19 protein-coding genes and 1 riboswitch are annotated in these 24800 nt (G+C 40.0%); of the genes, 12 read left to right on the forward strand and 7 right to left on the reverse strand.

The window, feature by feature from the left end:
* Positions 1-53: 53 nt before the first annotated feature.
* Positions 54-935, reverse strand: coding sequence for an NAD(P)-dependent oxidoreductase (locus MTF66_RS26545; RefSeq protein WP_248529144.1), 882 nt, complete (start codon positions 933-935; stop codon positions 54-56).
* 120 nt (positions 936-1055) lie between these two features.
* Here MTF66_RS26545 and MTF66_RS26550 point away from each other — a divergent pair, with 120 nt between their 5' ends.
* Entirely contained in the window at positions 1056-1595 is a 540-nt protein-coding gene (locus MTF66_RS26550; protein WP_055012614.1) for a glutathione peroxidase, read from the forward strand.
* Between the two features lie 62 nt (positions 1596-1657).
* Entirely contained in the window at positions 1658-2638 is a 981-nt protein-coding gene (locus MTF66_RS26555; RefSeq protein WP_248529146.1) for a 2-hydroxyacid dehydrogenase, read from the forward strand.
* Positions 2639-2722: 84 nt separating this feature from the next.
* Here MTF66_RS26555 and MTF66_RS26560 read toward each other — a convergent pair whose 3' ends face one another.
* The gene (locus tag MTF66_RS26560) at positions 2723-4045 is read right to left on the reverse strand and encodes a sodium-dependent transporter (protein ID WP_248529148.1); all 1323 of its coding nucleotides are present in this window, start codon (positions 4043-4045) and stop codon (positions 2723-2725) included.
* A gap of 166 nt (positions 4046-4211) precedes the next feature.
* Between MTF66_RS26560 and MTF66_RS26565 the strand changes: the two genes are divergently transcribed.
* Positions 4212-4970: a 4'-phosphopantetheinyl transferase superfamily protein gene (locus MTF66_RS26565; RefSeq protein WP_248529149.1), complete on the forward strand. Its 759-nt coding sequence runs from the start codon at positions 4212-4214 to the stop codon at positions 4968-4970.
* Here MTF66_RS26565 and lysC read toward each other — a convergent pair.
* Positions 4944-6335 carry a lysine-sensitive aspartokinase 3 gene (gene lysC, locus MTF66_RS26570; RefSeq protein ID WP_171043245.1) on the reverse strand — a complete coding sequence of 464 codons (1392 nt, stop codon included), beginning with the start codon at positions 6333-6335 and terminating at the stop codon, positions 4944-4946. The genes MTF66_RS26565 and lysC overlap by 27 nt on opposite strands.
* 75 nt (positions 6336-6410) lie before the next feature.
* A riboswitch (Lysine riboswitch) is annotated at positions 6411-6583 on the reverse strand.
* Positions 6584-6681: 98 nt separating this feature from the next.
* A complete protein-coding gene (gene nhaD / locus MTF66_RS26575) occupies positions 6682-7929 on the reverse strand; it encodes a sodium:proton antiporter NhaD (RefSeq protein ID WP_055012618.1) in 1248 nt (415 codons plus the stop codon).
* A gap of 196 nt (positions 7930-8125) precedes the next feature.
* Between nhaD and MTF66_RS26580 the strand changes: the two genes are divergently transcribed.
* The 5 genes from MTF66_RS26580 to MTF66_RS26600 all read left to right on the forward strand — a co-directional run bounded on the left by MTF66_RS26580 (position 8126) and on the right by MTF66_RS26600 (position 13894).
* A complete protein-coding gene (locus MTF66_RS26580) occupies positions 8126-9397 on the forward strand; it encodes a hypothetical protein (RefSeq protein WP_131691174.1) in 1272 nt (423 codons plus the stop codon).
* A gap of 5 nt (positions 9398-9402) precedes the next feature.
* Entirely contained in the window at positions 9403-9951 is a 549-nt protein-coding gene (locus tag MTF66_RS26585; RefSeq protein WP_010388659.1) for a hypothetical protein, read from the forward strand.
* Positions 9948-12740, forward strand: a complete 2793-nt coding sequence (locus tag MTF66_RS26590) for an ATPase (RefSeq protein WP_138621249.1) — start codon at positions 9948-9950, stop codon at positions 12738-12740. Before MTF66_RS26585 ends, MTF66_RS26590 begins: the two co-directional genes overlap by 4 nt.
* Positions 12741-12845: 105 nt before the next feature.
* The gene (locus MTF66_RS26595; RefSeq protein WP_138621251.1) at positions 12846-13397 is read left to right on the forward strand and encodes a DUF4136 domain-containing protein; all 552 of its coding nucleotides are present in this window, start codon (positions 12846-12848) and stop codon (positions 13395-13397) included.
* 200 nt (positions 13398-13597) lie between these two features.
* Entirely contained in the window at positions 13598-13894 is a 297-nt protein-coding gene (locus MTF66_RS26600) for a hypothetical protein (RefSeq protein ID WP_248529151.1), read from the forward strand.
* Between the two features lie 402 nt (positions 13895-14296).
* On the opposite strand, the gene MTF66_RS26605 is transcribed toward MTF66_RS26600, so the two are convergent.
* Positions 14297-14800, reverse strand: coding sequence for a peptide-methionine (S)-S-oxide reductase (locus MTF66_RS26605; RefSeq protein ID WP_138595112.1), 504 nt, complete (start codon positions 14798-14800; stop codon positions 14297-14299).
* A 202-nt stretch (positions 14801-15002) separates the two neighbouring features.
* Here MTF66_RS26605 and MTF66_RS26610 point away from each other — a divergent pair, with 202 nt between their 5' ends.
* A complete protein-coding gene (locus MTF66_RS26610; RefSeq protein ID WP_138621255.1) occupies positions 15003-16856 on the forward strand; it encodes a TonB-dependent siderophore receptor in 1854 nt (617 codons plus the stop codon).
* Between the two features lie 528 nt (positions 16857-17384).
* On the opposite strand, the gene MTF66_RS26615 is transcribed toward MTF66_RS26610, so the two are convergent.
* Positions 17385-17648: a YkgJ family cysteine cluster protein gene (locus MTF66_RS26615; protein WP_041708812.1), complete on the reverse strand. Its 264-nt coding sequence runs from the start codon at positions 17646-17648 to the stop codon at positions 17385-17387.
* 171 nt (positions 17649-17819) lie between these two features.
* Between MTF66_RS26615 and MTF66_RS26620 the strand changes: the two genes are divergently transcribed.
* The 3 genes from MTF66_RS26620 (at position 17820) to MTF66_RS26630 (ending at position 23802) form a co-directional block, all read left to right on the forward strand.
* Positions 17820-18992 carry an efflux RND transporter periplasmic adaptor subunit gene (locus tag MTF66_RS26620; RefSeq protein WP_138621257.1) on the forward strand — a complete coding sequence of 391 codons (1173 nt, stop codon included), beginning with the start codon at positions 17820-17822 and terminating at the stop codon, positions 18990-18992.
* 3 nt (positions 18993-18995) lie between these two features.
* Positions 18996-22172: an efflux RND transporter permease subunit gene (locus tag MTF66_RS26625; protein ID WP_138621259.1), complete on the forward strand. Its 3177-nt coding sequence runs from the start codon at positions 18996-18998 to the stop codon at positions 22170-22172.
* A 175-nt stretch (positions 22173-22347) separates the two neighbouring features.
* On the forward strand, positions 22348-23802 hold the full coding sequence (locus MTF66_RS26630) for a serine hydrolase (RefSeq protein ID WP_138621261.1): 1455 nt from the start codon (positions 22348-22350) through the stop codon (positions 23800-23802).
* A gap of 27 nt (positions 23803-23829) precedes the next feature.
* Here MTF66_RS26630 and MTF66_RS26635 read toward each other — a convergent pair whose 3' ends face one another.
* Positions 23830-24765 (reverse strand): LysR family transcriptional regulator, encoded by a 936-nt coding sequence (locus MTF66_RS26635; protein WP_248529164.1) that lies wholly within the window; start codon positions 24763-24765, stop codon positions 23830-23832.
* Positions 24766-24800: the final 35 nt, after the last annotated feature.

Below are 24800 nucleotides of genomic sequence, written 5' to 3' on the forward strand. Positions count from 1 at the left end.
AAAGCGCAGCGCTTCTTATCCTCTTTGTGAATAATTTACTTTTACCAATTACATTACTTTTTATGCATTGCTTCGATACGTGCTAATAAGCTTGAAGTATCGTATCGACCGCCGCCCAGAGCTTGTACATCAGCGTAATATTGATCAACCGTGGCGGTCATTGGCAGTGTTGCACCGTTATTTTTAGCTTCATCAAGGGCAATGCCTAAATCTTTGCGCATCCAATCTACAGCAAAACCAAATTCGTACTCACCTGCCCACATTGTTTTGTAGCGGTTTTCCATTTGCCACGAACCAGCAGCGCCTTTAGAAATGGTTTCTATTACTTTTTCGCCATCAAGCCCCGCTTGTTTAGCAAAATGTAAGCCCTCAGCTAACCCTTGCACTACACCAGCAATACAAATTTGGTTGACCATTTTACATAATTGCCCTGAGCCCGCTTCCCCTAATAACTGGCTAAAACGGCTAAATGCCGCCATGATAGGTTGTGCTTTAGCAAATACCGCTTCGTTACCACCCGCCATTACGGTTAACACCCCATTTTCAGCGCCAGCTTGACCGCCCGATACCGGCGCATCAATAAAGTCGATATGCTGTAAAGCCGCTTTTGTCGCAACTTCACGTGCCACTTCTGCTGAGGTAGTTGTGTGGTCGATTAAAATTGTGTTTTCGTGCATGCCTGCTAGCACACCGTCATTACCGTATACTACTGAACGTAAATCGTCGTCATTACCTACACACATAAATACCATATCGGCACCGCTTGCTGCCTCACGCGGAGTAGGTGCAAAGCTGCCGTTAAAATCTTCAACCCATTTTTGTGCTTTAGCTGCTGTGCGGTTATAAACACATACGCTGTGCCCCGCTTTTGCTAGATGCCCTGCCATTGGGTAACCCATTACGCCTAAACCTATAAATGCAATTTTAACTGACATAAAAATGACCTATTTAACTGATAACTTAGAAACATAAGCTCGATTATGTCAATCGGCCGCTAAAAAAGCGAATGAAAGTCTTTTAAAATTTCCCGCATAAGGAAATTAGGTAGGTAATCTATGGATAGCATTTATCAATTTAACGCACCACTTTGTAATAACAGTGATTTTCCTTTGAGCCAGTTAAAAGGAAAAACGGTTCTTATTGTAAATACAGCAAGCAAATGTCATTTTTCGGCGCAATTATGTGCGCTTGAAAAGCTATACCAACAATACAAAAGCGATGGATTTACTATTCTGGCTTTTCCATGTAATCAGTTTGATAAAAACGAACCATTAGAGGGTATGGCAATAAAAGACTACTATCAAAAACACTTTGCAATTAATTTTGAAGTATTTGATAAGGTTATGGTGAATGGCCCCGATACGCACCCCTTGTTTAGTTATTTAAAATCACATACGCGTGGAATTGCACAAAACCGTGCAATAAAGTGGAACTTTACTAAGTTTTTAGTTAATGCCCAAGGACAACTAATTGCACGTTATGCGCCGCGCACTAAACCGGAGTCACTTCATAGTGTAATTAGAAGTAGTTTAGAGGCAACACCGATTATAAAAACAGCAAATAGTCGCTTTAATACCACAGCAATATTAAAGTGATAAGGCATGTATAATAAAAATGGTTTATGGTTGATGTAACTAGATTAGTTGGATTGTAATAAATGAAGATTGCTTTTTTTAGTGCTCAAAAATACGAGCGCCCTTTTTTCGAACAAAGCTTAACTGGCTTTTCTAACATCGCTATTACCTATTTTGAGCAAAGTTTATCGATGCACACTGCGGTTTTAGCTAAAGAATTTGATGCGGTATGCGTATTTGTAAACGATTCGGTAGATAAAGCGGTTATTGAGCAACTGGCTATATTTGGGGTTAACACCATTTTACTGCGCTGTGCGGGTTTTAATAATGTAGATTTAGCCGCTGCTAAACAGCATGGCATGCGTGTTCTGCGCGTTCCGGCTTACAGCCCTGAGGCAGTCGCAGAGCATTGTATTGCACTTATGCTTACGCTTAGCCGTAAAACCCATAAAGCTTATAACCGCGTACGTGAAGACAATTTTGACTTGAACGGCTTACTTGGCTTTAACTTGCATAATAAAACGGTGGGTATTATTGGCTGCGGTAAAATTGGCCAAGCATTGTGTAATATATTAACCGGTTTTGGCGCTCACATTTTAGTATGCGATCCTAATGCACAAGCTGGTAATTATACAATTACCAATTTAAATACCCTGCTTACACAAAGCGATATCATTTCTTTGCATTGCCCGTTAAACGAGCACACCCATCATTTAATAGACGATGACGCATTTGCAGCGATGAAAACAGGAGTTATGCTAATAAACACCTCGCGCGGTGCATTGGTTAATAGTAAAGCTTGTATTAAGGCACTTAAATCACAAAAACTAGGTTATTTAGGGCTTGATGTGTACGAGCAAGAATCAGAGCTGTTTTTTAAAAACCACAGTGACGATATAAACCAAGACGATATTTTCTCTCGCTTGGTGAGCTTTAAAAATGTATTGATCACCGGCCATCAAGGCTTTTTTACTCAAGAAGCACTTACAGAAATTGCCAATATCACCTTACAAAATGCATTTGAGGTTACTCAAGGAAATAGCTTAACAAACGAAGTGCTATAGCGCGGCTAAACAAAAAGCAAAAAAGCGAACAAAATATAGTGTTCGCTTTTTTGTTATCAATAACACATGAGTTGTTGTTGTATTCTAGCCAAACGCAACGTTTGCAAATACTAAGGTCATTAGCACTGGGCAGACAAAACGAATGTACTGAGCAAACCAATAATGTGCACCAGAACTTGCTTGATGAAGCTTATTACCACGCTGCCATAACCAGCCCACTGTAATAAAATAAAACAGTCCCATCAACGGGAGTTGGTATTGGGTAAATACCATAATAACCAAACCAAATAGCCAATCAAAATTAACAATAATAGTACTGGCACAAACAAATACAATGGCGCTAACGGCCCATGTAGCTTTGGTTCTATCAACACTGTGGTTTTCTACTAAAAAAGCCACAGGAATTTCAGTCGATGAAATGGTTGATGTAACTGAAGCTATCGACATCAATACAAAAAATAGTAAGCCAACCAATAAACCAATTTCACCCATGGTGCCAAATAACTCAGGTAATATGGCAAAAATAAGCTGCCCTTCACCAATTAGCTTGCCGTTGCTAAATACTTCAACGCCATTGAACTGCGCCACATATATAGCCGGTATAATTAATAGTCCAGCTAAAAATGCCACGCTGGTGTCGAGTAACGCAACACTTGCAGTCAATTTTGGTAAGTTAGCACCGGGCTTTAAATAAGAGCCATAAATCATCATACAGCCCACACCCAGTGATAATGAGAAAAACGCTTGTCCCATTGCAGCAATAATTAAATCGGGGTCGAGTATTTTACTAAAGTCAGGCACTAAATAGGCCGCAAACCCTTGGCTGGCACCCTCTAAGGTAGCAATGTAAGCAATTAGGCCAACGAGTAAAACAAGTAATAATGGCATTAAACGGCGCGACCAGGTTTCAATTCCTGATTTAACCCCCTTTAAAATAATACTGGCGGTTAAAATAAGCATCAGTGGCGTAAATATAAAATTACGTAGCATAGAGTCGCTATGTAAAAACTCACTTAAGCTCTGCAAGCCTAAAAAGGTGGTTATAGGCTCTATGGCGTAAGAAAGCATCCAACCTGCCACTATTGAATAAAAGCTTAACATGACAATTGCGCCAGCTAAGCCTATATAACCTGCAGCAGCGCCTACTTTAGGCGCATGGTCTTGCCATGCTTGGCCTAAGGCTTTAACCGGATTAGCTTGGGCTTTGTAGCCTAAATACAGCTCGGTGTATAACGCGGGAAGCGCTAGCAAAAAAATAACAATAAAGTACACCAATAAAAATGCGCCGCCACCATGGTTAGCAGCCTGTGTAGGAAAACCCCATATATTGCCTAAACCTACCGCAGCACCGGCTGCTGCCAATACAAAACCAAGTCGACTTTGAAAACCATCACGCACTTGTGTCATACACCTACAAATCTGTTATTATTTTATCGAATGTGAATTAAACCATATTTAAGGGCGACTGAGTAATAAAAATGTACTTAGCGCGCATAACAGCAAACAACCGCTCACAAACTATCCAGCTTATGACGATAACTATGTAATCGGTATTCACTTTTAACGAGCAATAATGAGTTCAGCTTACTTCGAAAATCAGTTATTACAAACACCGCTTGCTGAGAATAATAACCACACCATTTTATTATTTGATGCCAGCCAATTGCAGGTTGATGAGCTAACACTTACACAGTTTTTAAGCCCGTTTGAATTAAGTGTCATCGCGCGTCGTAAAACGCCCCAAGCAAAGCAAGAATATGTAGCAACGCGGCTGTTACTAAAATATTTAGTCAAAAGTGTATTACCTAGCAGCAGTAATATAACGCTTGATAAAATCAGCTCTGAATTTAATCAACAAACCAGTAAGCTTGAGCTAAATATAAATAACAACCAGGTTTATAGTTGCTGTGTGTCACACTCTCATGGTTTGGTAGGCGTGGCCCTAAATATTAATAATTCGCTATTTGGTTTTGATATTGAAAAAATCAGTTTAAAACGACCATTTGAAAAACTCGCAAAGCACTTTTATGATGCTGCAGAAGTGGCACTTATAACTAAGCAACCGTGCACAGCTGCTAAAGCGGCGACATTTTTCAGACTTTGGACATTAAAAGAGGCATTAGCAAAAGCAACCAGCCGCCCTATTGCCCAGCTATTAAGCCCTAATGTATTTTGTGAGCTTGGCAACAGGCAACTAAGTGCAACCAGCACCACATTAACAAATGATGTAAACGAGCAGTTTGATATAAGCGTTGTGGCAAAAAAAAGCACCGACTGGCGGTGCTTATTTATCTCATTGAAAGCGTTAAGCAGCAAGCTCGCCTTCAAGTAGTCGGCTATGAATAGCTTGAACCACAGCATCAGACTCACTTTGCTCAACTAAAAAGCACAGGTTGTGTTTACTCGCACCATGACAAATAAGACGAATGTTAAATTCGCTCAACACCTGCATTAAATTCATTTCGTGCTGACGCAATACAATTTCAGACCCAATAAGTGCTACTAGGGTTAAATTGTTCTCAACCGATACATGGCAAAACTCAGCAAGTTTATCTAAGCACTCTTGATCTAGCTCTGGGCGTGATGCATTAGGCGCATCATCAAGGGTAATAGCTACACTAATTTCAGAGGTAGTAACCAGGTCTACCGAAATATTACATTCACTTAAAATAGTAAAAATACGAGCTAAAAAACCACTCGCTAACAGCATTTCTGGGCTTTTAAGGGTTAATAATATTTGGTTTTTACGTTGCGTGACCGCACGAATACCAGGTAGCTGCGATTTTTCACGTTCAATCCAGGTGCCACCACGCTCTGGCTCTGTGCTTGAGCCAACAAACACATTTATATGGCTACGACTGGCTGGCAAAATTGTAGCCGGATGCAGCACTTTAGCGCCAAAAGTGGCCATTTCTGCCGCTTCATCAAAGCTTAAACGCGCAATAGGTGTGGCTTTAGCACACAAACGAGGATCGGTGCTAAAAATACCCACTACGTCGGTCCAAATATGCACACTCTTAGCGTTAATTGCTTCAGCTAACAAGGCGGCACTGTAATCAGAGCCACCGCGACCTAGTGTGGTGGTTACATTGTTTTCATCGCTGCCAATAAAGCCCTGAGTAACAATTACATTGTTCTCTAGTAAAGGAATTAAATGCTCTTTAGCTGCAAGCGCTGTGGCGGCTACATTAGGCGTGGCTTTACCAAATTGGCTATCGGTTTTAAGCACCTGGCGAACATCAAAACGCTGCGAATTTAAGCCCTTTAAGCGCAATACTTGAGTAAATAAATACGACGATAAACGCTCGCCAAAGCTAAGTAGCTCATCGTGTTGTTGCTCTGTTGTCAGTATTTGATGTGCTAGTGTTTGAAATTCATCGAGAGTGTTATTAAAACCAAGCGCTAAATCATCATCTAGGGTCAGATCAGTTAAAATTGCCTGCTGAATAGCAAGTACACCGTCAACATGCTGTTGACGTTCAGCGGCATCAATATCGGCTTTACAAAGTGCCACCAAGTGATTAGTTACACCGGCGCTGGCGCTCACTGCAACAATTCGAACGCTGTTATCGTTTACAATGATTTCGCTACAACGGCTCATCGCCTCAAAGTTAGCAACGCTAGTGCCGCCAAATTTGGCAACAATGTAATCTGATTTTGTGCACTGTGAACTTTGTGGCACTGATTGGGTAGTCATTTCGTCTCCTTTCGCGGCATCCAAACCGCAATAAAACAAGAAGAACTTGGCAGGAAATAAAGATAAGAAAAATCTACTGCCAGAAGCTCTCCACCTAAATTGGTGACAGTTTTGAGGATTCAGCCCCATAAACCGAAAAACAATGGTAACGACCCATTATTTTCCTCGGCGAGTACTTCCCTCCTTAATGGTCGCAGGCTGTCGTTGCCTCACATTAAGTACCTAAGTATCGCACCTCTTCTGAATGTATTATTAACCTGTGGCTAATAAAACAAAACCGCACTAAGAGTGCGGCTTTGAAAGTTATCGTTTAGACGTGTAGCTGTCAAGTCGTTTTATTATAAAATCAAATAAAACTACCCATAAAGTAAGAGCCAGCATAACCAAAGGTGTAACACACTAACAAATACAACGACAAACGAAGGTAACTTGCAAAAGTAAGTTCTTTAACCTTACTCATAGCAATAATACCAGCCGCCGAACCAATGATCAGCATTGAACCACCCACACCGGTTGCATACGTAAACGACAACCAATGCTGTTGACTCATTACAATGTCGGCTTTTAGTAACGCAGCCGTTAGTGGCACGTTATCAACACCGGCCGATAAAATACCCATTAAGTAGTTAGCGTACTCTGGCGCCATCACTGTATACAGGTTTGTAAATTGGCTTAGCACGCCCACTTCTTTTAATGCGCCAACAAGTAATAACACACCTACGAAAAACAGTAAGGTGTCGTACTCTATGTCACGTATAAAGTCGATCATATCTTTATTGATATCTTTTTTGCGCATTAAAAATTGTGCGACTAAAAACATAATAGACAGGCCGAGTAAAAAGGTAAGTAACGGCGGCACACTATATAAAACACTTAAAGTAAGGGTAGAAATAACGGTAGTGAAGAAAATAACAGCGATAGTAATGTCGGTTTTTTCAATGCGTTTAAATTTAGTCTTTTTAAACTCTAACTGCTTGTTCATACCAATTGATAATAAAGTAGCCAGTAATAATACGCTTAATAATGCAGGCACAATTAACAGTAATAAATTGCTAATTGTTACTTTACCATCAAGGAAAATCATAAGTGTGGTTACATCACCTGTGATAAGTGATACACCCCCTGAGTTCACTGCAAATACAATTAAGGTGGCGTACTTAACTAGTTTTTTGGCTTCAAGCTTTAATGACATTATAACAGCCAAGGAGATCAGTGTAGCTGTTACGTTGTCGGAGATAGATGAAAATACAAATGCAAAACACCCTACCAAAAACATTAGCTTTCGTTCACTAATGCTGGTTGGCATTATCCGGTTCACAACATTTTCGATGAGTCCTTTGGAGTTTAAATAGGCAACAAAGGTCATTGCGGCCATTAAAAACAGCCATAAGGAAGCAATTTCTAAAATATTGTGGTCAAGGAGGGTTTGAATCGTTTCAGGGCTTTGCCCATTAAGAGGAAAAATAAAGGAGATAATCCAACAAAGTGTACCAAAAAATAATGTCGTTTTGGCTTTGTTTACGTGAATCACATCCTCAATAACGATAAGCAAGAATGCAATCGCTATCAGCGTCAGGATAATCGAGGAAACCATGATATTAAACAACCTTCGGGTTTAAGTAAAAATTGAAACCATGTAAAAAATAGAGGTACACACTCTATGTGCCTATATTCGGCGCGGATACTATCACTAAGCGAGTGTAAAAACTATTATTAAATCGTCGCAAAAACGAATACCATATAAGTTCAAGAAATATAAAATAACGAATACTAGGATGTTGTAACGCCTTATGATCCCAGCTAAAAAGCTACTTAATACCCTCACTGAGCATTGGGGTGTATTAGAGCTATTATTTAAACGCTTTAAAATGGCCGACTTTAGTATTAAAGATTTACAAAATGCCATAAAACAAAAGCAACCGACGTGGAATAATGAGCGTATTTATAAAGAAACCAATCGGTTATTAAATCAAGAAATCATTATTCCATTGGCTAAATCGTCACAACTAGAAATTAACCGTGCCATTGCGGACTTTGCTACCTTTTTACTTCAAGAAGAACATTTAGGCTTAGCACAAGAAATTAGTGTATTGGTTGATGATTTAGCTCGCTTAGGTAACCGGCTATCTAATGCCGGTGAAATGGAAGATTTTGATGATTTACGTCGCTTTAGCCGCATTATGGATGATCGGGTTCGTAAAATAATTAAGCTGTTTTTACATAACGAAAACGCCATTTTAAATATTGTTGAGCAAGCCAAATCAAATAACGCGGTGCAATCGCTGCAAAAGCGCTACAAAGCCGTCATAGAAGCGTTTGATGAATATATAGAACCCATGCTAGAAATGGTGGATATTAGAGGCGACTTTCATGCCTGTTTTACTCTAATTGAGCAACAAATTAGCACCCAAATAGAACATATTGAACGCTCAGGCAAGGCGTACAGTGATAAACGTATGCTTGAGCAATTACGTACTCGTATTCTCGAAATGCATCTAGTTGGCCGGACAAGCTTACGTAAAAGTGCCGACATGCTAATGCCACTGCGTGAAGAGTTGCGCCGTAATAACCTTATTACCCGCCAAGCGGCAAAAGTATTAGGGCTAATTCGTAAAAACGGGGTGGATAATATGCTCAGCGCCGTGCAACCCCATTTTGTAAGCGATGCGCAAAAGTATTCATTGGGTCAACAGCGTCATATTGTTGCCTATATGGCAAGCTTAGCTGAGTTTGAACACCACGAATATCAGCTACCAGAACAAAATGATGTGCCCGCGTTTGTCACGCCAAACATTCCTGACTATCACGATGTAAAAGCGCAATTTACCAAACGCTTTAAAAAGCAGCGTAAAAAACCACAGCCTTTGCTGCAATTTTTAGACGAAAGCTACCCTGAACTTGAAGCCGATGAAATGTTGTTTTTGTATCAAAAGTTGGTAAGCGATAACACCCTAGAAATTAGCCAAAGCGATAAAAAAGCTCGCGTTAACATTGCAGGCCAGCACTTTAATTTATATCCCTTTAATTCAGAGCCTCAGGCTGATAAAGCCGAGCACGAGTAATCACCATGACCCATATAAACTTAGATGAGCTTTCTCACTTACAAGCCATTAATAAAAAATTAGTCGCCGGTTACCACATTTGCGAACAAGACACCGTAATGTGGCAAGAGCTTGACCAACAAATAGACGCTTATACTGCCTTATTTACAGCACTAGGCCACGAGTTAAAACACGATAGCCGTGGTTTTTATTATTTTGCCAGCGATGAAAGCACCCCAAACATGGGTAAGATTTCCCGCGCTGTAGCGCTCACTATTTACATTTTAATAGAGCATTTTGCCAATACAGGTAAAGACCCAATGCGCGCATTATTTGACGAGCCAAACGATTTAGAGCTCATGCAAACCTTGGTGCAACTTAATAAACATTTATTTGATCAGCTTGAGATATTCTCGGGTTCTGACTTACGCAAAGATGTGTATTTACGCATGGTACGTTTAGGCCTTGCCCGCGAGGTAGAAGGTGGCTTTATGTTGCAAGCCCCTATTCACCGCTATATTGATGCCTTAATGGAAGTAAACGAAGAGACCTTTATTAGTGAGGACGAGCAATGAAAAATTTATACGGACTGAGTAAACTCGCCCTACTAAATACCGCAGGCTATGCAAAATGTGTGATCCCACTGGATAAAAGTAGCTCGATTTGTGCCCCTAACAACACAGGTAAAAGCTCAGTAATTAATGCACTGCAATTTCCGCTAATTAACGATTTACGCCTAACCGAGTGGGATGGCCACGATTTAGATGAAACCCGTAAGTTTTATTTTTCATCAGATCAATCGTACATTTTATTGCAAGCCGATTTGCCCCATGGCTCAGTCGTCATTGGCGTAGCCGGCTTAGGTAAAATTGCCGGTTATGCACACCAATACTTTTGCTATCAAGGTAAGCTTGATTTAGCCCAGTACACCCAAGGCAATACCATTATTAAGTTTACCAAGCTGTTTAATCACTTAAAGCAGCAAGGTTACAACCCAATAGAGCTTAAAGCACAAGAGTTAAACGCCCTACTGACAGGCGGAGCGACGCAATTTGACGGTGAGATCAATTTAAAAATGATCCCCCTCAACAACGTTCAAGACTCTGCAATATACAAAGAAATATTTCGTCGTATTCTTAATTTACATAAATTAGGCGCAAACGACGTTAAGCGTTTTATGTTGCGTGTGTTTGAACGACATATGTCAAATTCTAAGGTCGACTTTTACGAGGTTTGGCGCCGTTCGTTTGATAAAGTAAACCGCGCAAAACGTGAATTAAAAGCGCTAGAATCAATGCAAGAGCCCATAGCCGCCCTTGAATCTATGCTCGAAAACCAAACCGTTCTTAAAGGTAAACTGGCCGCTTATGCACCAAAAATTGACCAAGCACTGATTGATTTTGATGCTTACCAAGAAGAGCAACTAAGCGAGCTCAACATCGCTCTTGAAGATATTGAGCACGAAAAACACGAGTTTGAACAAAAGCAAGGGCTATACGTGCAACAATCGCGCGATATAGAGCGCAAGCAAACTCAAATTGAACAATGGTTTTTAGATTTCAACGCCCTTAAAAGTGAATTTGAGCTGGTTAATAAAGCCACTCTCAAAACCAATCTAACGCAGTTAAAAAATGACTACGAGTCGTTGTCACACTCTATTACGAGTGCTCAAGGGCAAAGCCTACACACCCTTGATTACCGTATTGGTGAAACACAAAAACAAATTAAGAGCTTAAAGTTACAACTTAAAAACTTAGAATTTAATTTATTCACTCGTATGCGTGAAGACTTATCACTGAAAGAGGTAGAAGAAATATCGCGGCTATTAAACCCCGATCTTCTCTCCTTTGCCACCACCAGTAATGGCGATATAACCATTGATGACGAAGACGCCTTTGGTGAATTTTTAGCACAGCTGAGCGAAAATGTTAAAGGCGGTGTACTCACCCTACCCGGTGCCAGTATTAAACTTAAAAAGCTCTCACCAGTACAAATGCAAAGCGGCGAAAACAAAGAGCAACTGAGCGCTCAGTTAACCGCGCTTGAGCAATCATTAAAAGAGTTTAAACAACAACGCGAAGTGGCCGCCAATGTTGCAGATAAGCAAAAAGAAAAAGACGCGCTATACGATGAGCTTATGAGTGCAGAAAGCGCACTTAAACGCTTAGAGCAATTTGAAGTGATGCAACAGTCGGTTGACGCCCAAGCAATGCTAAAAGAGCAGCTTTTAGCCGAGCGCGAACAAGTTGACGATTACCTACAAGATATTCAAAAAAACAGTGGCTCAATTGCTGATAGACGCTCACTAATTAAATCTAAGCAGGCACAAATTAATCGTCAAACAGAGCGCTTACGCCAAGTTAAAACCGAGCGTATTGACCACACATTAGATTTATACAGTGGTAAAGTAACGCCTTATATGATTGATATAAAAATCGATTTTGATAATTTAAGCGATTTAATTCACCACTTTAATAAGGACTGCCAAGAGCTACGGAACTTCGATATAAATGTACGTAATACTTATATGCATATTTATAATGCCGGTATCACTAAGTTTGATAACGAAAACGATGAGTTTAGTAAATATCAAAAGCTTATTAGCGCGTTTCATAACATTGATAACGAGCGCGATGCAGTTGAGCGACAAGGTCGCGTTGCCCTCACTGAAGTGGCCGCTACAATTAAAGGCCTGCGCGAAGATTTAGACCGCTTACGCCGTGAAATGAATAGCTTTAATAAAGGCATTAGCCAGCACCGCATCTCAAACCTGCAAGCGTTTAAAATTAATATTATCCCGCGCAAAATGTTGGTAGATAGTATTGATACTATTATCAGTACCTCTAACCAATTTGAACAAGGCGATACCCTAGATTTACTCAGCCAAGAACCTTACAGCGAGAGCGCGGTAAACGAGGCAAAAGATCATTTAATTAAACTCGCCTCAGACAAAGCAGGTCTGACCCTCACCGATTTGTTTGATATTCGTTTTGAAGTGGTTAACCGTGCAGGTGAAACCGAGCACTTTGAAAAGATAGACTCGGCTGGCTCAAATGGTACGCGTATCACCATTAAACTATTATGTGGCATGTTGTTTATTCGTTATTTATTAAGCGATCAGGAACAAAACTTATACCGTATACCTATTTATATAGATGAAGCGGCTGATATCGACCCGCAAAACCAAAAGGCAATTATAGAAACTGCCCTGAGCTTTGGCTTTGTGCCAATATTTGCCTCGGTTAAACCGCAAATAAGTTGTGATTATATTGTGCCAATTCGTTCAGTAAAAGACGGTGCACAAAACTGGGTAGATGAAAAAGATTGGATTGAGGTTGAACATAAAGCTCCTCAGCTAGACTAAGAATTAATTGGCTATTCATCTTAGCCAGTTACACTTATTTTAAAGATTTTAAATTAACCTCGCCCATGGTAGTTTAAACAATCGCACTTTATTGGAGCAAACGGAATGAAACACATATTTATTGTCGCAGCACTGGCATTACTAACCGCCTGTACACAAACGCCCGATTGGGATTACGATAAATCAGCAAACTTTAGTAACTACAAAACGTTTGCTTGGGTAGAAAACGCGAGTCTAACCAAAGACACGAATAACTACCAAATCAGTGGGCTTATGGAAAAACGCGTTCGCAATGCGGTAAACAACCAACTAAGCCAACAATTAGGTATGCAATTGGTTGACGTAGCGCAAGCTGATGTACTTGTTAACTACCATGCAAGTGTAGATAAAGAGCTTGAAGTTGATAGCTTTAACGTTGGCTACGGTGCACGTTGGGGTTACTGGGGCACTGGCTTTAACCACGATATAAGCGCACGCGAATATGAAGTAGGCACATTAGTTATCGATATTATTGATCGTGAGTCAAACCAATTAATTTGGCGTGGTGCTAAAGATGGTCGTTTAAAGAAAAAACAAACCCCATCACAACGTGAAGCCGCTATTAAGGAAACGGTTGCCAATATTTTAAGTAACTTTCCGCCTAAAGCGCAGCAATAAACTTTAATTGATATTTAAAAGCCCGCATGTTTGCGGGCTTTTTTATGGCTTAAAGACTGTTTACCTATAAAGTAATAAGTTACACATTAACAAGGTGATAGCTCAATGCTATAGTAATCATGTTACAAGGATAAAGCTTAATCAATAAGACGTTTAGTAAACGTTGTGTTTAAAGTTGTGAGATAAATTAAAGGATTAAAATGAAAGAAACGTGCCCAAATTGTAAAAGTAATTTTGCAGCTAAAGATATAAAAAATATTAACAAAAATAGTATTTTTATTGAAAAACAATGCCCTTCTTGTCAAACATGGTTTTGTTTGAATAAAACACTCACGATTATAAAAATTATTGGCATTTTTTTATTGTTAATAACCAGCCTATTAAATATCTTCAATATTAAGAGTGAATACAGTCTGGTTTTTTCAAGCATTGGCTTGGTAGGTATACTAATGGCAATCATTATTACTTTTTTTGGTCAGCATGAAACGGTCAAATAATCAAAAAACAAAAAAGAAGCAAAAAATAAAACACGCTAATATTAGTAATATTAGAATGCTGTTGAACCAAATCGCATTCTCTTTAGTCTTTTGGGCTTTAGGCCTTTTATCTATTTTATTTGCGATAAAATTTATACACGATGGCTATATTCTGACCCCAACAGATTACCGGGTCGAATCTGACGTTTATTTCTTTTCAGCGTCGCCATTTACTTATCTATTTTACCTTTTTCTTTACTTAGGAACTGGGATCTACTTTTTTAGCTGTGCCCTATCTTTTTAGAGATATGTTCCCGCGAAAAAAGAAAAAGCCTGATAAAAATAAAAAAAAGTACAAACGAGGCAAAAATTAGTTTCATTAGTTACCAGCACTTTTTATTTAAATACGCCCCAATGAAGTTGTTATTTATACTTGTGCAATAAATCAATTGGGATATGGCAATAATCATTAGGGTGATTGGTTAAACGGTCTTGATGGTCGGGATCGCTAGGGACATAATTAGTCAGTGGCGCTACTTGTACCGCTATTTTTTCAGCATCATCACGCTGGCTAATATAGTCTCTGGCGATGTTTAAATGATCACTTTCTTGGCTAAAAATGGCGGTACGGTATTTTTCGCCTACATCGTCACCTTGTTTATTGATACTGTATGGGTCAATAATCTCAAAAAAATAGCCAATTAATTCATTTAATGTTACATCTTGGGCATCAAAGGTTACTTTAACGCATTCGGCATAGCCATCGTATTCACCTTGTGTTGTGTTACTCGTGCCGTTGGCACGCCCCGCCTCAGTAGTCACTACTCCAGGTAAATACCTCATAAACTCTTGCACGCCCCATAAACAACCACCAGCAAAATAAAGTGTGTGCTGATTTAATGAATGACTCGATTGTTGTGTTTGCATAATAAAGTGACCAATGTAAATAATTTATGGGATGCAGAGTTACTATTTTGTAACGCTAGGTTTGATTATCAAATGCAGTTTTTTATCATTAATGTACAATAGCGCCCAAAATCACCCTAGCTTAGTGAGCTTACCTTATCATGTGATAAAAAGTGATAGGTATTTAATTGTTAGCGCCATTGCATAAAATGAGAATAATGATATGAATCGTGCCCCGCACCTTATTATACCGGCTGTACTAGCCAGTATTTCGACTGTTGCTTATGCAGAACAGAGTAAAGAAACAGCAACCATAGAACAAATAACAATTGAGGCGTCACCCACTGCCAATACCTTACCCGTTGGTACATTTGATTCACCTATTTCAAATTTAGAGTACGACCCGCGTGTTGACTTGCAATCACGCAATATGGCTGAAGCACAAGCTGATGTAACGATACGCGGTGGTATTTTTGAAAATACCGGCTTTAGAGTCGGCAGTGCAACTCTACTCGACCCGCAGTCTGGTCACTACTTTGCAGAAATTCCTATTGCACCACAAATGCTAACGGGTGCCAGCGTATTAACCGGAGCCGATAATGCACTTTATGGCATGAATAGCTCCGTAGGTACTGTGTCGTTTGCTTGGAAACCAATAACAACCGGTGGCAGTGTCTCTTTGGGCGCAGGCTCAAATGACTTTAACTTACAAACAATTCATGCAGGTGTCAGTACTCCACTTGAAGCAAACGCTAATTGGCGTATTGGTTTTGAAGGTGAATATTCGCACTCACAAAGTGATGGTTCAATTGATTTTGGCGATCATGACTTTACCCGTACTTCTGGCAGAGTGCAGTTAACTGGGAGCGATTCACAAACTGATTTATTTTACGGCTTACAAGAAAAGTTTTTTGGTTGGCCAAACCTTTATACCCCATTTGGTGTCAATGAAACCGAAGACTTAGAAACTCAATTATGGATGCTTAACCATAAACAAGCCTATGCTACCAACAGTGAATTTGAAGTATCGGCTTATTACCGCAAGCATAACGACCATTATGTTTATTCAAGAGAAAACCCAAGCGCGTTCCAAGCATTTCATGAAACACAAGTAAAATCATTGGCTGTTTCGGGTCGTCATGAGCAAACAAAGTCAGTTGCGGTTAATTACTCGGCGCAATATATAGAAGACAGTATTGACTCCACCACCCTTGAAAATAACTTTACTTCACGTAACTACTTTAAGCTTAGTGTATTGCCTGAATACACAACAACACTAGCAAGCAACCAGCAACTAACCGTGCGTTTAGGGGCTGCGTTTGATAACACTAGTCGTGATGACTCTGAGCTATCATTGATTGGTGATGTTAGTTTCAATACCCAAAATAACGATGGCACTGAGCGTACGCTGTACTTGTCGTATGCCGAAGCAAGCCAAGTAGCAGGCTACACCGCCATTGGTGGCAGTGAGTCAGGTGGTTTGTTTAGAAGTAACGCTAACCTTGAGCGTGAAACCACCAAAAGTTTAGAGCTGGGCTTATTGCTTGAGCAACAAAGCTGGCAACTTAATTCAGCGCTTTTTTATCGTAAAGATAACAACCTAACCGATTGGACATTTAACTTTGATTCAAGCTCAGCACGATTTGCACAGCCGGTTGATATTGATACCACAGGCCTTGAATTTTTAGCCACTAAGCAATTTGATAACGCAGAAATTATTGCCAGCTATGCGTACTTACATAAAACAGAAACCTACGGCGCTGAAAATATTGATGCTAGCTTTTATGCCTTAAACTTTCCTGATCATCGTGTAACACTCGGTGCGATTTGGAACCCGACGAATGTATTAGAATTTCGAGTAGATAATGAATGGCGTAAACAGCATAGAAATGCGCTACGCCGTTCAGGTGACGAGGCGTTATTTACTCAGCTGACGTTAAAAATAACTCCACCAGCTGTGCCTAACTTCTTTATTAGTCTTGCGGCTGATAACTTATGGGATGAGTCGTTTGAAGAAATTCCAGGTACGCCAGGTCGTGGCGAGCAATATACACTAAGTGCCACGTATAGCTGGTAACTTTATCGCTCAGCGAGGGCTTACTCCACGCTGAGCTTGTTTTTTTAATTAAAATAAGAAACAGACTAGTAGAAAGCTGAATCAGAAACCTCATTTCTCAGCCCTCCCTAACTATTCTAAAAGCGCAGAATCCCCTCCTCTGTGTACATGCATAATTGAAATAGTATGAGCAAAGAGAAGTGAATGAGAAGTAAATGAGGTAACACTAGCGACAATGCTTAGTAGATACTTAATTGCACTCTCTCAGTACTACTTTTAGAAACACAAAGTAAGTATCTAACCTGAACTCTGGTTAAGAGATTTACTAACATATTGAATCAAAATGATATTTATGTTTATTTTCTCAAGCTAGAGATTTTTAGTGAAAACAAGGCGAAATTACGCGTCAATAGCTAGCCTATTGCAAGTAAATTCAACGCAGTTAGCGCTGAAAATAGCTGCTTGAGATGGATTTATTATCCGGAGTTCAGGTTATCAACACTTTTCAAGCGTATTAATTGTAAATATATGTGTATTTAATACAATAAATTAGGTTAATTGCTCTAATTCAGTAATTAATGTTAATGCTTGTTCATTAGTCGTCCCGCATACATCTAACGTGGCACTAAAGTCACTGCACACTTTTGGGCGCGACTCATCACCAAATAGCTTACATAAATTTCGTTCATCCAGCTGAATGCAACGTTCTCCGGCCTTTTTACCGTTTGGCATACCTGGAATTGGCGAGCTAATACTCGGCGCAATACAACATGCTCCACAGCCTAAACGGCACGCCATTGATTGTGTTTTCATTCTAACCTCAGTAATAAATTTCAATTTTTTTGTTGCTGCTTTGTACATAAATAGCGTATTTCGTTCTATTTGTAACCGCCTTGTGCAATGACTTGTTACATCTTCAAATACACTGTAAACATTTTATTGCGTATCATTAGTCCATCAGCACAATTTATGAAGGAATGCCCTGTGGCGACTAAAAAACAAATAATACTTCCGATCGCGGTCCTTGTTGGTGGCATTGGCCTCGCAGCAGGCTTTTCTGCAATGAAAAAGCCACCTGAAGAAAAGCCCCCCCAAGACATGCGTCCTTTGGTTGCAGCAAAACCAATTCACCTTGATGCAATTACCCTCGATGTAAAGTCGTACGGTATTGTACAACCAAAAGACCGCACCGAATTGATTGCTCAGGTGAGTGGCCAAGTTATTTCAGTTGCAGGACAATTTGTTGAAGGTGCCTTTGTAAAGCAAGGCGACATTTTAGCACGAATTGATCCAAATGATTACGAAGCTGATTTAATTGAAGCAGAAGCAGGCCTTGCTCAAGCAAGTTCAGCGCTTGAGATTGAACGCGCACAAGCGCATGTTGCTAAAGCCGAATGGGAACGCATTAAGGCAGACTCAAGTGATATCACCGCATCAGCACTGTATTTACGTAAACCGCAATTAGCTGAAAAAATGGCGCGATATCGCTCAGCACAAGCAAGTGTAAAACGTGCTAAACGTAATTTAGAACGCACATATATTAAAGCTCCCTACGATGCGATTATAAACGAGCGCAGCATTAGTTTAGGCTCGGTAGTTAATCCTGGTAATAGCTTTGGCTCTCTTAGTTCAACTGAGGTCGCCGAGGTGCGTTTACCTGTTGCCGATAAAGAGCTGCAATACCTTAATAATAGTGGCATAGGTGCAACAGTTGAATTTAATGCGCAATATGCAGGGAAAGAAACCACATGGCAGGCTAAAGTGGTACGAAGTGAAGGTGTGATTGATCAGAAAAGCCGTATGAGCTATTTGGTTGCTCAGCTTCAAACCCCGTATGAAGGGGTTCAGCCACTTCGTTTTGGCTCATACATTAACGCTACAATTGAAGGCCGCGCCGTTAATGGCGCTATTGTTGTTCCTCATCATCTGGTTAAAAATAATAAAATTGCAGTATTAAACGATGATTTAACTCTATCATTTAAAACACTCAATATTATTCGCGAACAAGATGGCATGGTCATCGCAAATCAAGGCTTAGCAGAGGGAGAGCAACTGATAACTTCTGCTCTAGAATACCCTACCGAAGGAATGGCAGTAAAAATTGAAGACACTGTGACCAAACCAGACGTTACTCAACTTGCATTAAAGGGAGAGTAAACGATGACCACAACTGATGAAAAAGGGTTAATTGCGTGGTTTGCGCGTAACCCCGTTGCAGCTAACCTAATCATGATTTTTGTCTTGATTGGTGGGTTATTAACCGCGCTGACAATTCGTAAGCAAGCATTCCCTCAATTTGAGAGTAACTGGGTAAGTATACAAGCTATTTATCCTGGTGCCGCACCACAAGAAGTGGAAGAAGGCATTACTATAAAAATTGAAGAAAACCTTGAAGGTACCGAAGGTATTAAACGTCTAATCACTTACTCTAATCGAGGCTATGCACAAGCCTGGGTTGAGATTGAAGAAAAATATGACGCCAAAGAAGCGCTAGATGAAATAAAAGCGCAAGTAGATTCAATTAATACGTTTCCTGCAGGTATGGAACGCCCTGTTGTTCAGCGTGAAAAATTTCAACAAGAAGTAATGATACTCGCGCTTTATGGTGATATGAGTTATTACCAGTTAAAAGAACTTGGCAATGATATTAAAGATGAATTGCAAAACCTTCCTCATGTAAACCTAGTTGATTTTTACAGTGGCTTAGACTACGAAATTGGTATTGAAATTAGCCCTGATAAACTTCGCGAATACGGACTCACGTTTAGAGATGTATCTAATGCGGTACAAAGCTTTTCTACTAATATGTCGGCGGGGCAAATTCGCTCTGATACTGGCTACATTTCGATGCGTGTCGAAAAGCAAGCCTATCGTGGCGGTGAATTTGAAAAGTTACCGCTAATTACATTACCAGACGGTGCTCAAATTAAATTAGGCGATGTAGCCACCATTAATGATGGCTTTGAAGAAGGCTTGCTATATTCTAAATACAATGGCAAAAATTCACTGTCGTTTGAAATTGATGCCTCAAAAGATCAAGACATTACCGTTGTTGCTAAAGTCCTTAAAAAGTACCTAGCAGACAAAGCCGATCAACTTCCTGCAGGCGTTAAGTTATCACCCATCGTTGATTTAACCTACTACCTTGAAGGTCGCCTCGACATGATGGTCGACAATATGGTGTGGGGCGGTATTTTAGTTATGCTGGTATTAGCGCTGTTTTTACCACTTAGGTTAGCGTTTTGGGTAATGATGGGCCTCCCAGTGTCTTTCTTAGGGGCATTCTTATTTATGCCTATCGGCTTTTTGGACATTACTATTAATATGGTGTCTTTGTTTGCCTTTATTATTGTTTTGGGGATTGTGGTTGATGATGCCATTGTTGTAGGTGAGTCGGCCAGTGCTGAAATTGAAAAACATGGGCACTCACTTAACAACGTTATTCGTGGTGTAAAACGTGTTGCCATGCCAGCGACCTTTGGTGTACTTACCACTATTGCTGCATTTTTACCTCAAGCAATGGCTTCAGGGCCGAGCGCTGCGTTTTCGAAAGCAATTGGTGTAGTGATTATTTTATGCTTAATTTTTTCACTGATTGAATCAAAACTAATTTTACCTGCACACATCGCAGCAATGAACCCGCGTAAGCCTAATCCTAAAAACCCATTACATAAATTACGTAATGCAGTTGATAGTGGCTTAAAGCATTTTGTTGAACATTATTACACTCCATTTATCGGTCGTTGTATCCATTATCGCTATACCGTGATTATTGGCTTTTTATGTATTTTAATTATCAGTGCAGGACTCTTTGCCGGTGGAATGGTTAAATTTGTACCAAACCCTAAAATTCCGCATGATTTTCCGCGTATATCGCTAGAAATGAACCTTGCCTCTTCTGAGCAAGCCACGCTTGAAACAGCGCGTAAAATAGAAAATGTATTACTGAGCGTCGACAAAGAACTAGAGCAGCAGTATGGCCAATCTATGATCCGTGACTTGTCTGTTAGTCTGCGTGGTCGTACTAATGCGAGTATTATGGCCATTTTAGTAGAGCCTCACTTACGCCCAATCGATACCTTTGAGCTAAGCACTATGTGGCGTGAAAAAATGCCACCGCTACCGGGGCTTAAAACACTCACTATTCAAGATAGTATTTTTGGTGGTGGTCGTGATGATGGCGACGTTAGCTTTAGACTCGAAGGAAAAAATGCCGACGAGTTAAAAGAAGTATCTAGCAAACTAAAAGCTAAGTTACAAAGTATGGAAGGCGTGGGTGATGTAAATGACTCACTGCAAAGTGCCACCGACGAAGTACAACTTGATTTAAAACCACTTGCTTACAGTATGGGCTTAACCCTTGCTGATGTGGCTTCTCAAGTTAGTTTTAGTTATTACGGCCTTGAAGCACAGCGTATTTTACGTGAAGGTGAAGAAATCAAAGTAATGATTCGCTACCCGCAAAGCGAGCGCAACTCTATTAGCAACATTCAAGATACGCGTATTATCACTCCTGCGGGCGCTGAAGTTTCTTTGAGTGAAATAGCTATAGTCAAGCTAGTTGACGGCGTAAGCAGTATCAGACGTGAAAACTCAAATCGTACTGTTAATGTATGGGCTGCGGTCAATAGCGACGAAGTAGAGCCATTTGCCATTGCACAAGAAATTCGTGATGTTTACTTACCTGCACTTCTTAAAAACTACCCTGGTGTAAAAAGTAATGTGGCTGGGCGTATTCAAGAAGAGATGGAAAGTGCGAATGAACAACTACGTGATTTTGCAATCTCATTAATGATTATTTTTGCGCTACTGGCCATCCCGCTTCGCTCATATTCTCAGCCACTGATTATTATGTCGGTGATCCCATTTGGTGTTGTGGGTGCTATGTTCGGTCATATGGCTTTAGGTATGACCATGAGCGGATTATCAATGTTCGGCATTATCGCTGTAGCCGGTATAGTGGTTAATGATTCACTTGTTATGGTGGATTTTGTAAACAAAGCCCGTGCAGAAGGTGTGGCAATAAAAGAAGCGGTAATGCAAGCCGGAGCGCGTCGCTTTAGAGCGATATTACTAACCTCTGTTACTACTTTTATTGGCGTAATGCCCATTATTATGGAAACCAGTTTACAAGCAAAAATTGTAATACCTATGGCCGTATCACTCGCCTTTGGTGTGCTGTTTGCCACAGTAATTACGCTTATTCTTATACCGTGTCAGTACGTTGCGCTTGAAGATTTGAAACGAGTGATACGTAAATTCCGAGGTAAAGAGTCGACTTCGGATACGAAACTGAGTAATACCATAATGGAAGATAAAACCACCCCTTCTCACTAATAAATTTGTTATCCCAACCAACAAGCCCGAGCTATTTACAACTCGGGCTTTTTATTGCAAAAAATAAAAAAATAAACAAGCTGAACACAAAAGTGCAACACGAAATAAGTTTACTTTTCATACTAACCACGCTAAAAATTGATTTTAAAACAAACAATAATAATTAAGGAAAATTATGAGTCACAAGACTAGAGTTTGGCTAACTCAATTATTAGCTATGAGTGTACTTTTTATATCTACAATAAGCTTAGCCGCTAATAAAGCCACAGAAATTGACTCTTTCATACAAGGCTTTCATGAGTTAAAACAATTTAATGGTAACGTGTTAGTTGCCAAACACGGCGAAGTTATTTTTGAAAAAAGCTATGGTTACGCAAACTTTGAATGGGATATTAAAAACACATCACAGACCAAGTTTCGAATAGGCTCTATTACAAAGCAATTTACAGCCCTACTCATTCTACAATTGGTTCAACAAAACAAAATACAGCTCGATGCCCCTTTAAGCACTTACCTACCCGGCTATCGTAAAGATATTGGCGATAAAATTACCATTCGCCAAATCCTTAACCATACTTCAGGCCTAAGTAATTATACTCATGCAAAAGCATTTAGAGATGATTACAGCCGCAACCCTTACAGCGTTGATGAGTTTATAACGCTGTTATGTAGTGATGATTTATTATTTGAGCCCGGTACACAATTTCGCTACAGCAATTCAGGCTACTTTATTTTAGGTGCCGTGATTGAAAAGGTCACTCAACAAACATACCAAGACGTACTGCAGCAGAACATTTTTACCCCGCTGAATATGCACAACAGCGGTTATGACTCTCATGAAAAGCTGCTCAAGCAACGTGCATCTGGTTATAACAATAACTTAGACGGTTACACTAAAGCCGATTATCTAGATATGTCTATTCCCTATGCCGCGGGGTCTCTCTATTCAACCGCCCGCGATCTCGTAAAATGGGACCAAGCACTTTATACAAATAAGCTAATAAATGAAGAGCTAAAAAAGCAAATGTATACCGTAACGCAGCAGCGTAATTACGCATTTGGCTGGGAAGTTAATCAATTAAGTGGTTATAAATATGGCAAACCACTAACACAAGTACAACATGGTGGAGGTATAGATGGATTTAATGCATTTATTAGTCGTATATTGGAAGATCAGCTACTTATCGTGATTTTAAATAACACTGGCGGAGCTCCGCTCACACCTATGACGAAAGGCTTAACCAATATTGTTTATGGTAAATCTTACGAGGTAGCAACCGAAAATGTTGATAGCATGTTGTTTCAGGCAATAAAAAGTGGTGGCATTAGTGAGTTAAATAAGAAATACGCAGAATTGGTCTCTAGTGGCGATACTCCTCGCGAGCGCTCAATTAATTATTTTGGCTATGAACTACTCGAAATGAAGATGATAAAAGAAGCCATTGCTGTATTTAAACTCAATGTGCAAACAAATCCAGACTCTGCGAATGCCCACGACAGTTTAGCGGAAGCATATTTAGCTGATGGTAACATTGCAAAGTCACTTGAGTTTTATCGACAAACTTTAGAGCTCGACCCTACGAGTGAAAATGCATCCCAGGCAATTAAAACACTCAGCAGCAAACTTTAAATCAACATGCACTTGGCTGGAAAAACATCATTCAAGTGCACTTTTTGCTAAAACACCTTTATCAACTAACTGTTGTAACAAACGAGTAGCTTTTTCTCTGCACACATCTCTTAGCAATCTCACTGCTGGCGTAATGGATTGGCGGCTTGGGCATATTAACCAAAGTTCACCACAGGTGTGTTGATAACTAGGCATCAGCGTGATCACGTGATCATTTAGCAAATCATCTGCAATATCTAACGCTGATTTAACCGCTAAACCTTTACCTGCAACACACCAACGCCTGACTAAATCGCCATCATTTGAGGCACGTCTGCCCTGCATTTTTACTTTGTATTTTTTTTGGCCATCGGTAAACTCCCACACATTATTTATAATATCTTGCAGCTGGTAAAATAATCCGTGATGCTGCGCTAAATCATCAGGGTGCTGTGGGCTGCCAAATTGTTGTACATAGTCTTTTGTAGCGCACAGTAAACGAGGCACATTACAAATTTTAAACCCATACACATTAGCGTCACTCGGTGAGCCATAACGTAGTGCTATATCAACCGAGTCACGAAAAAAATCGATATTGCTATCGCTAATGTGCGTACGCAAGCTCACACTTGGGTACTTATCCATGATTTCATCAATCCAAGGGATCACTAAGTTGCGACCTAAGTCAGACGATAACGCGACTCTCAGTTCACCTTCGATTTCATCATGCTCCCCTTTTAAGTTTTGCCGAGCGTTTTCAAGCACAGCTAAAGCTTGCTCGCATTGTGGTATATATCGCTCTCCAGCAACTGAAAGCCTTAGATGGCGTGTTGTACGTACAAATAGGTCAACGCCTAAGGCGGCTTCAACACGTTTGATAGCAGCACTTGCCGTTGCTGTACGCATATCAAGTTTGGCAGCAGCTAAAGTAATACTTTTAAATTCAGCGACTTTTAATATCAGCTTTAAATCATCAATCTGCATATTATCTAAATTTATTTGATAATGATTCAATAATT

It is taken from the genome of Pseudoalteromonas sp. 2CM39R (genome assembly GCF_023161845.1).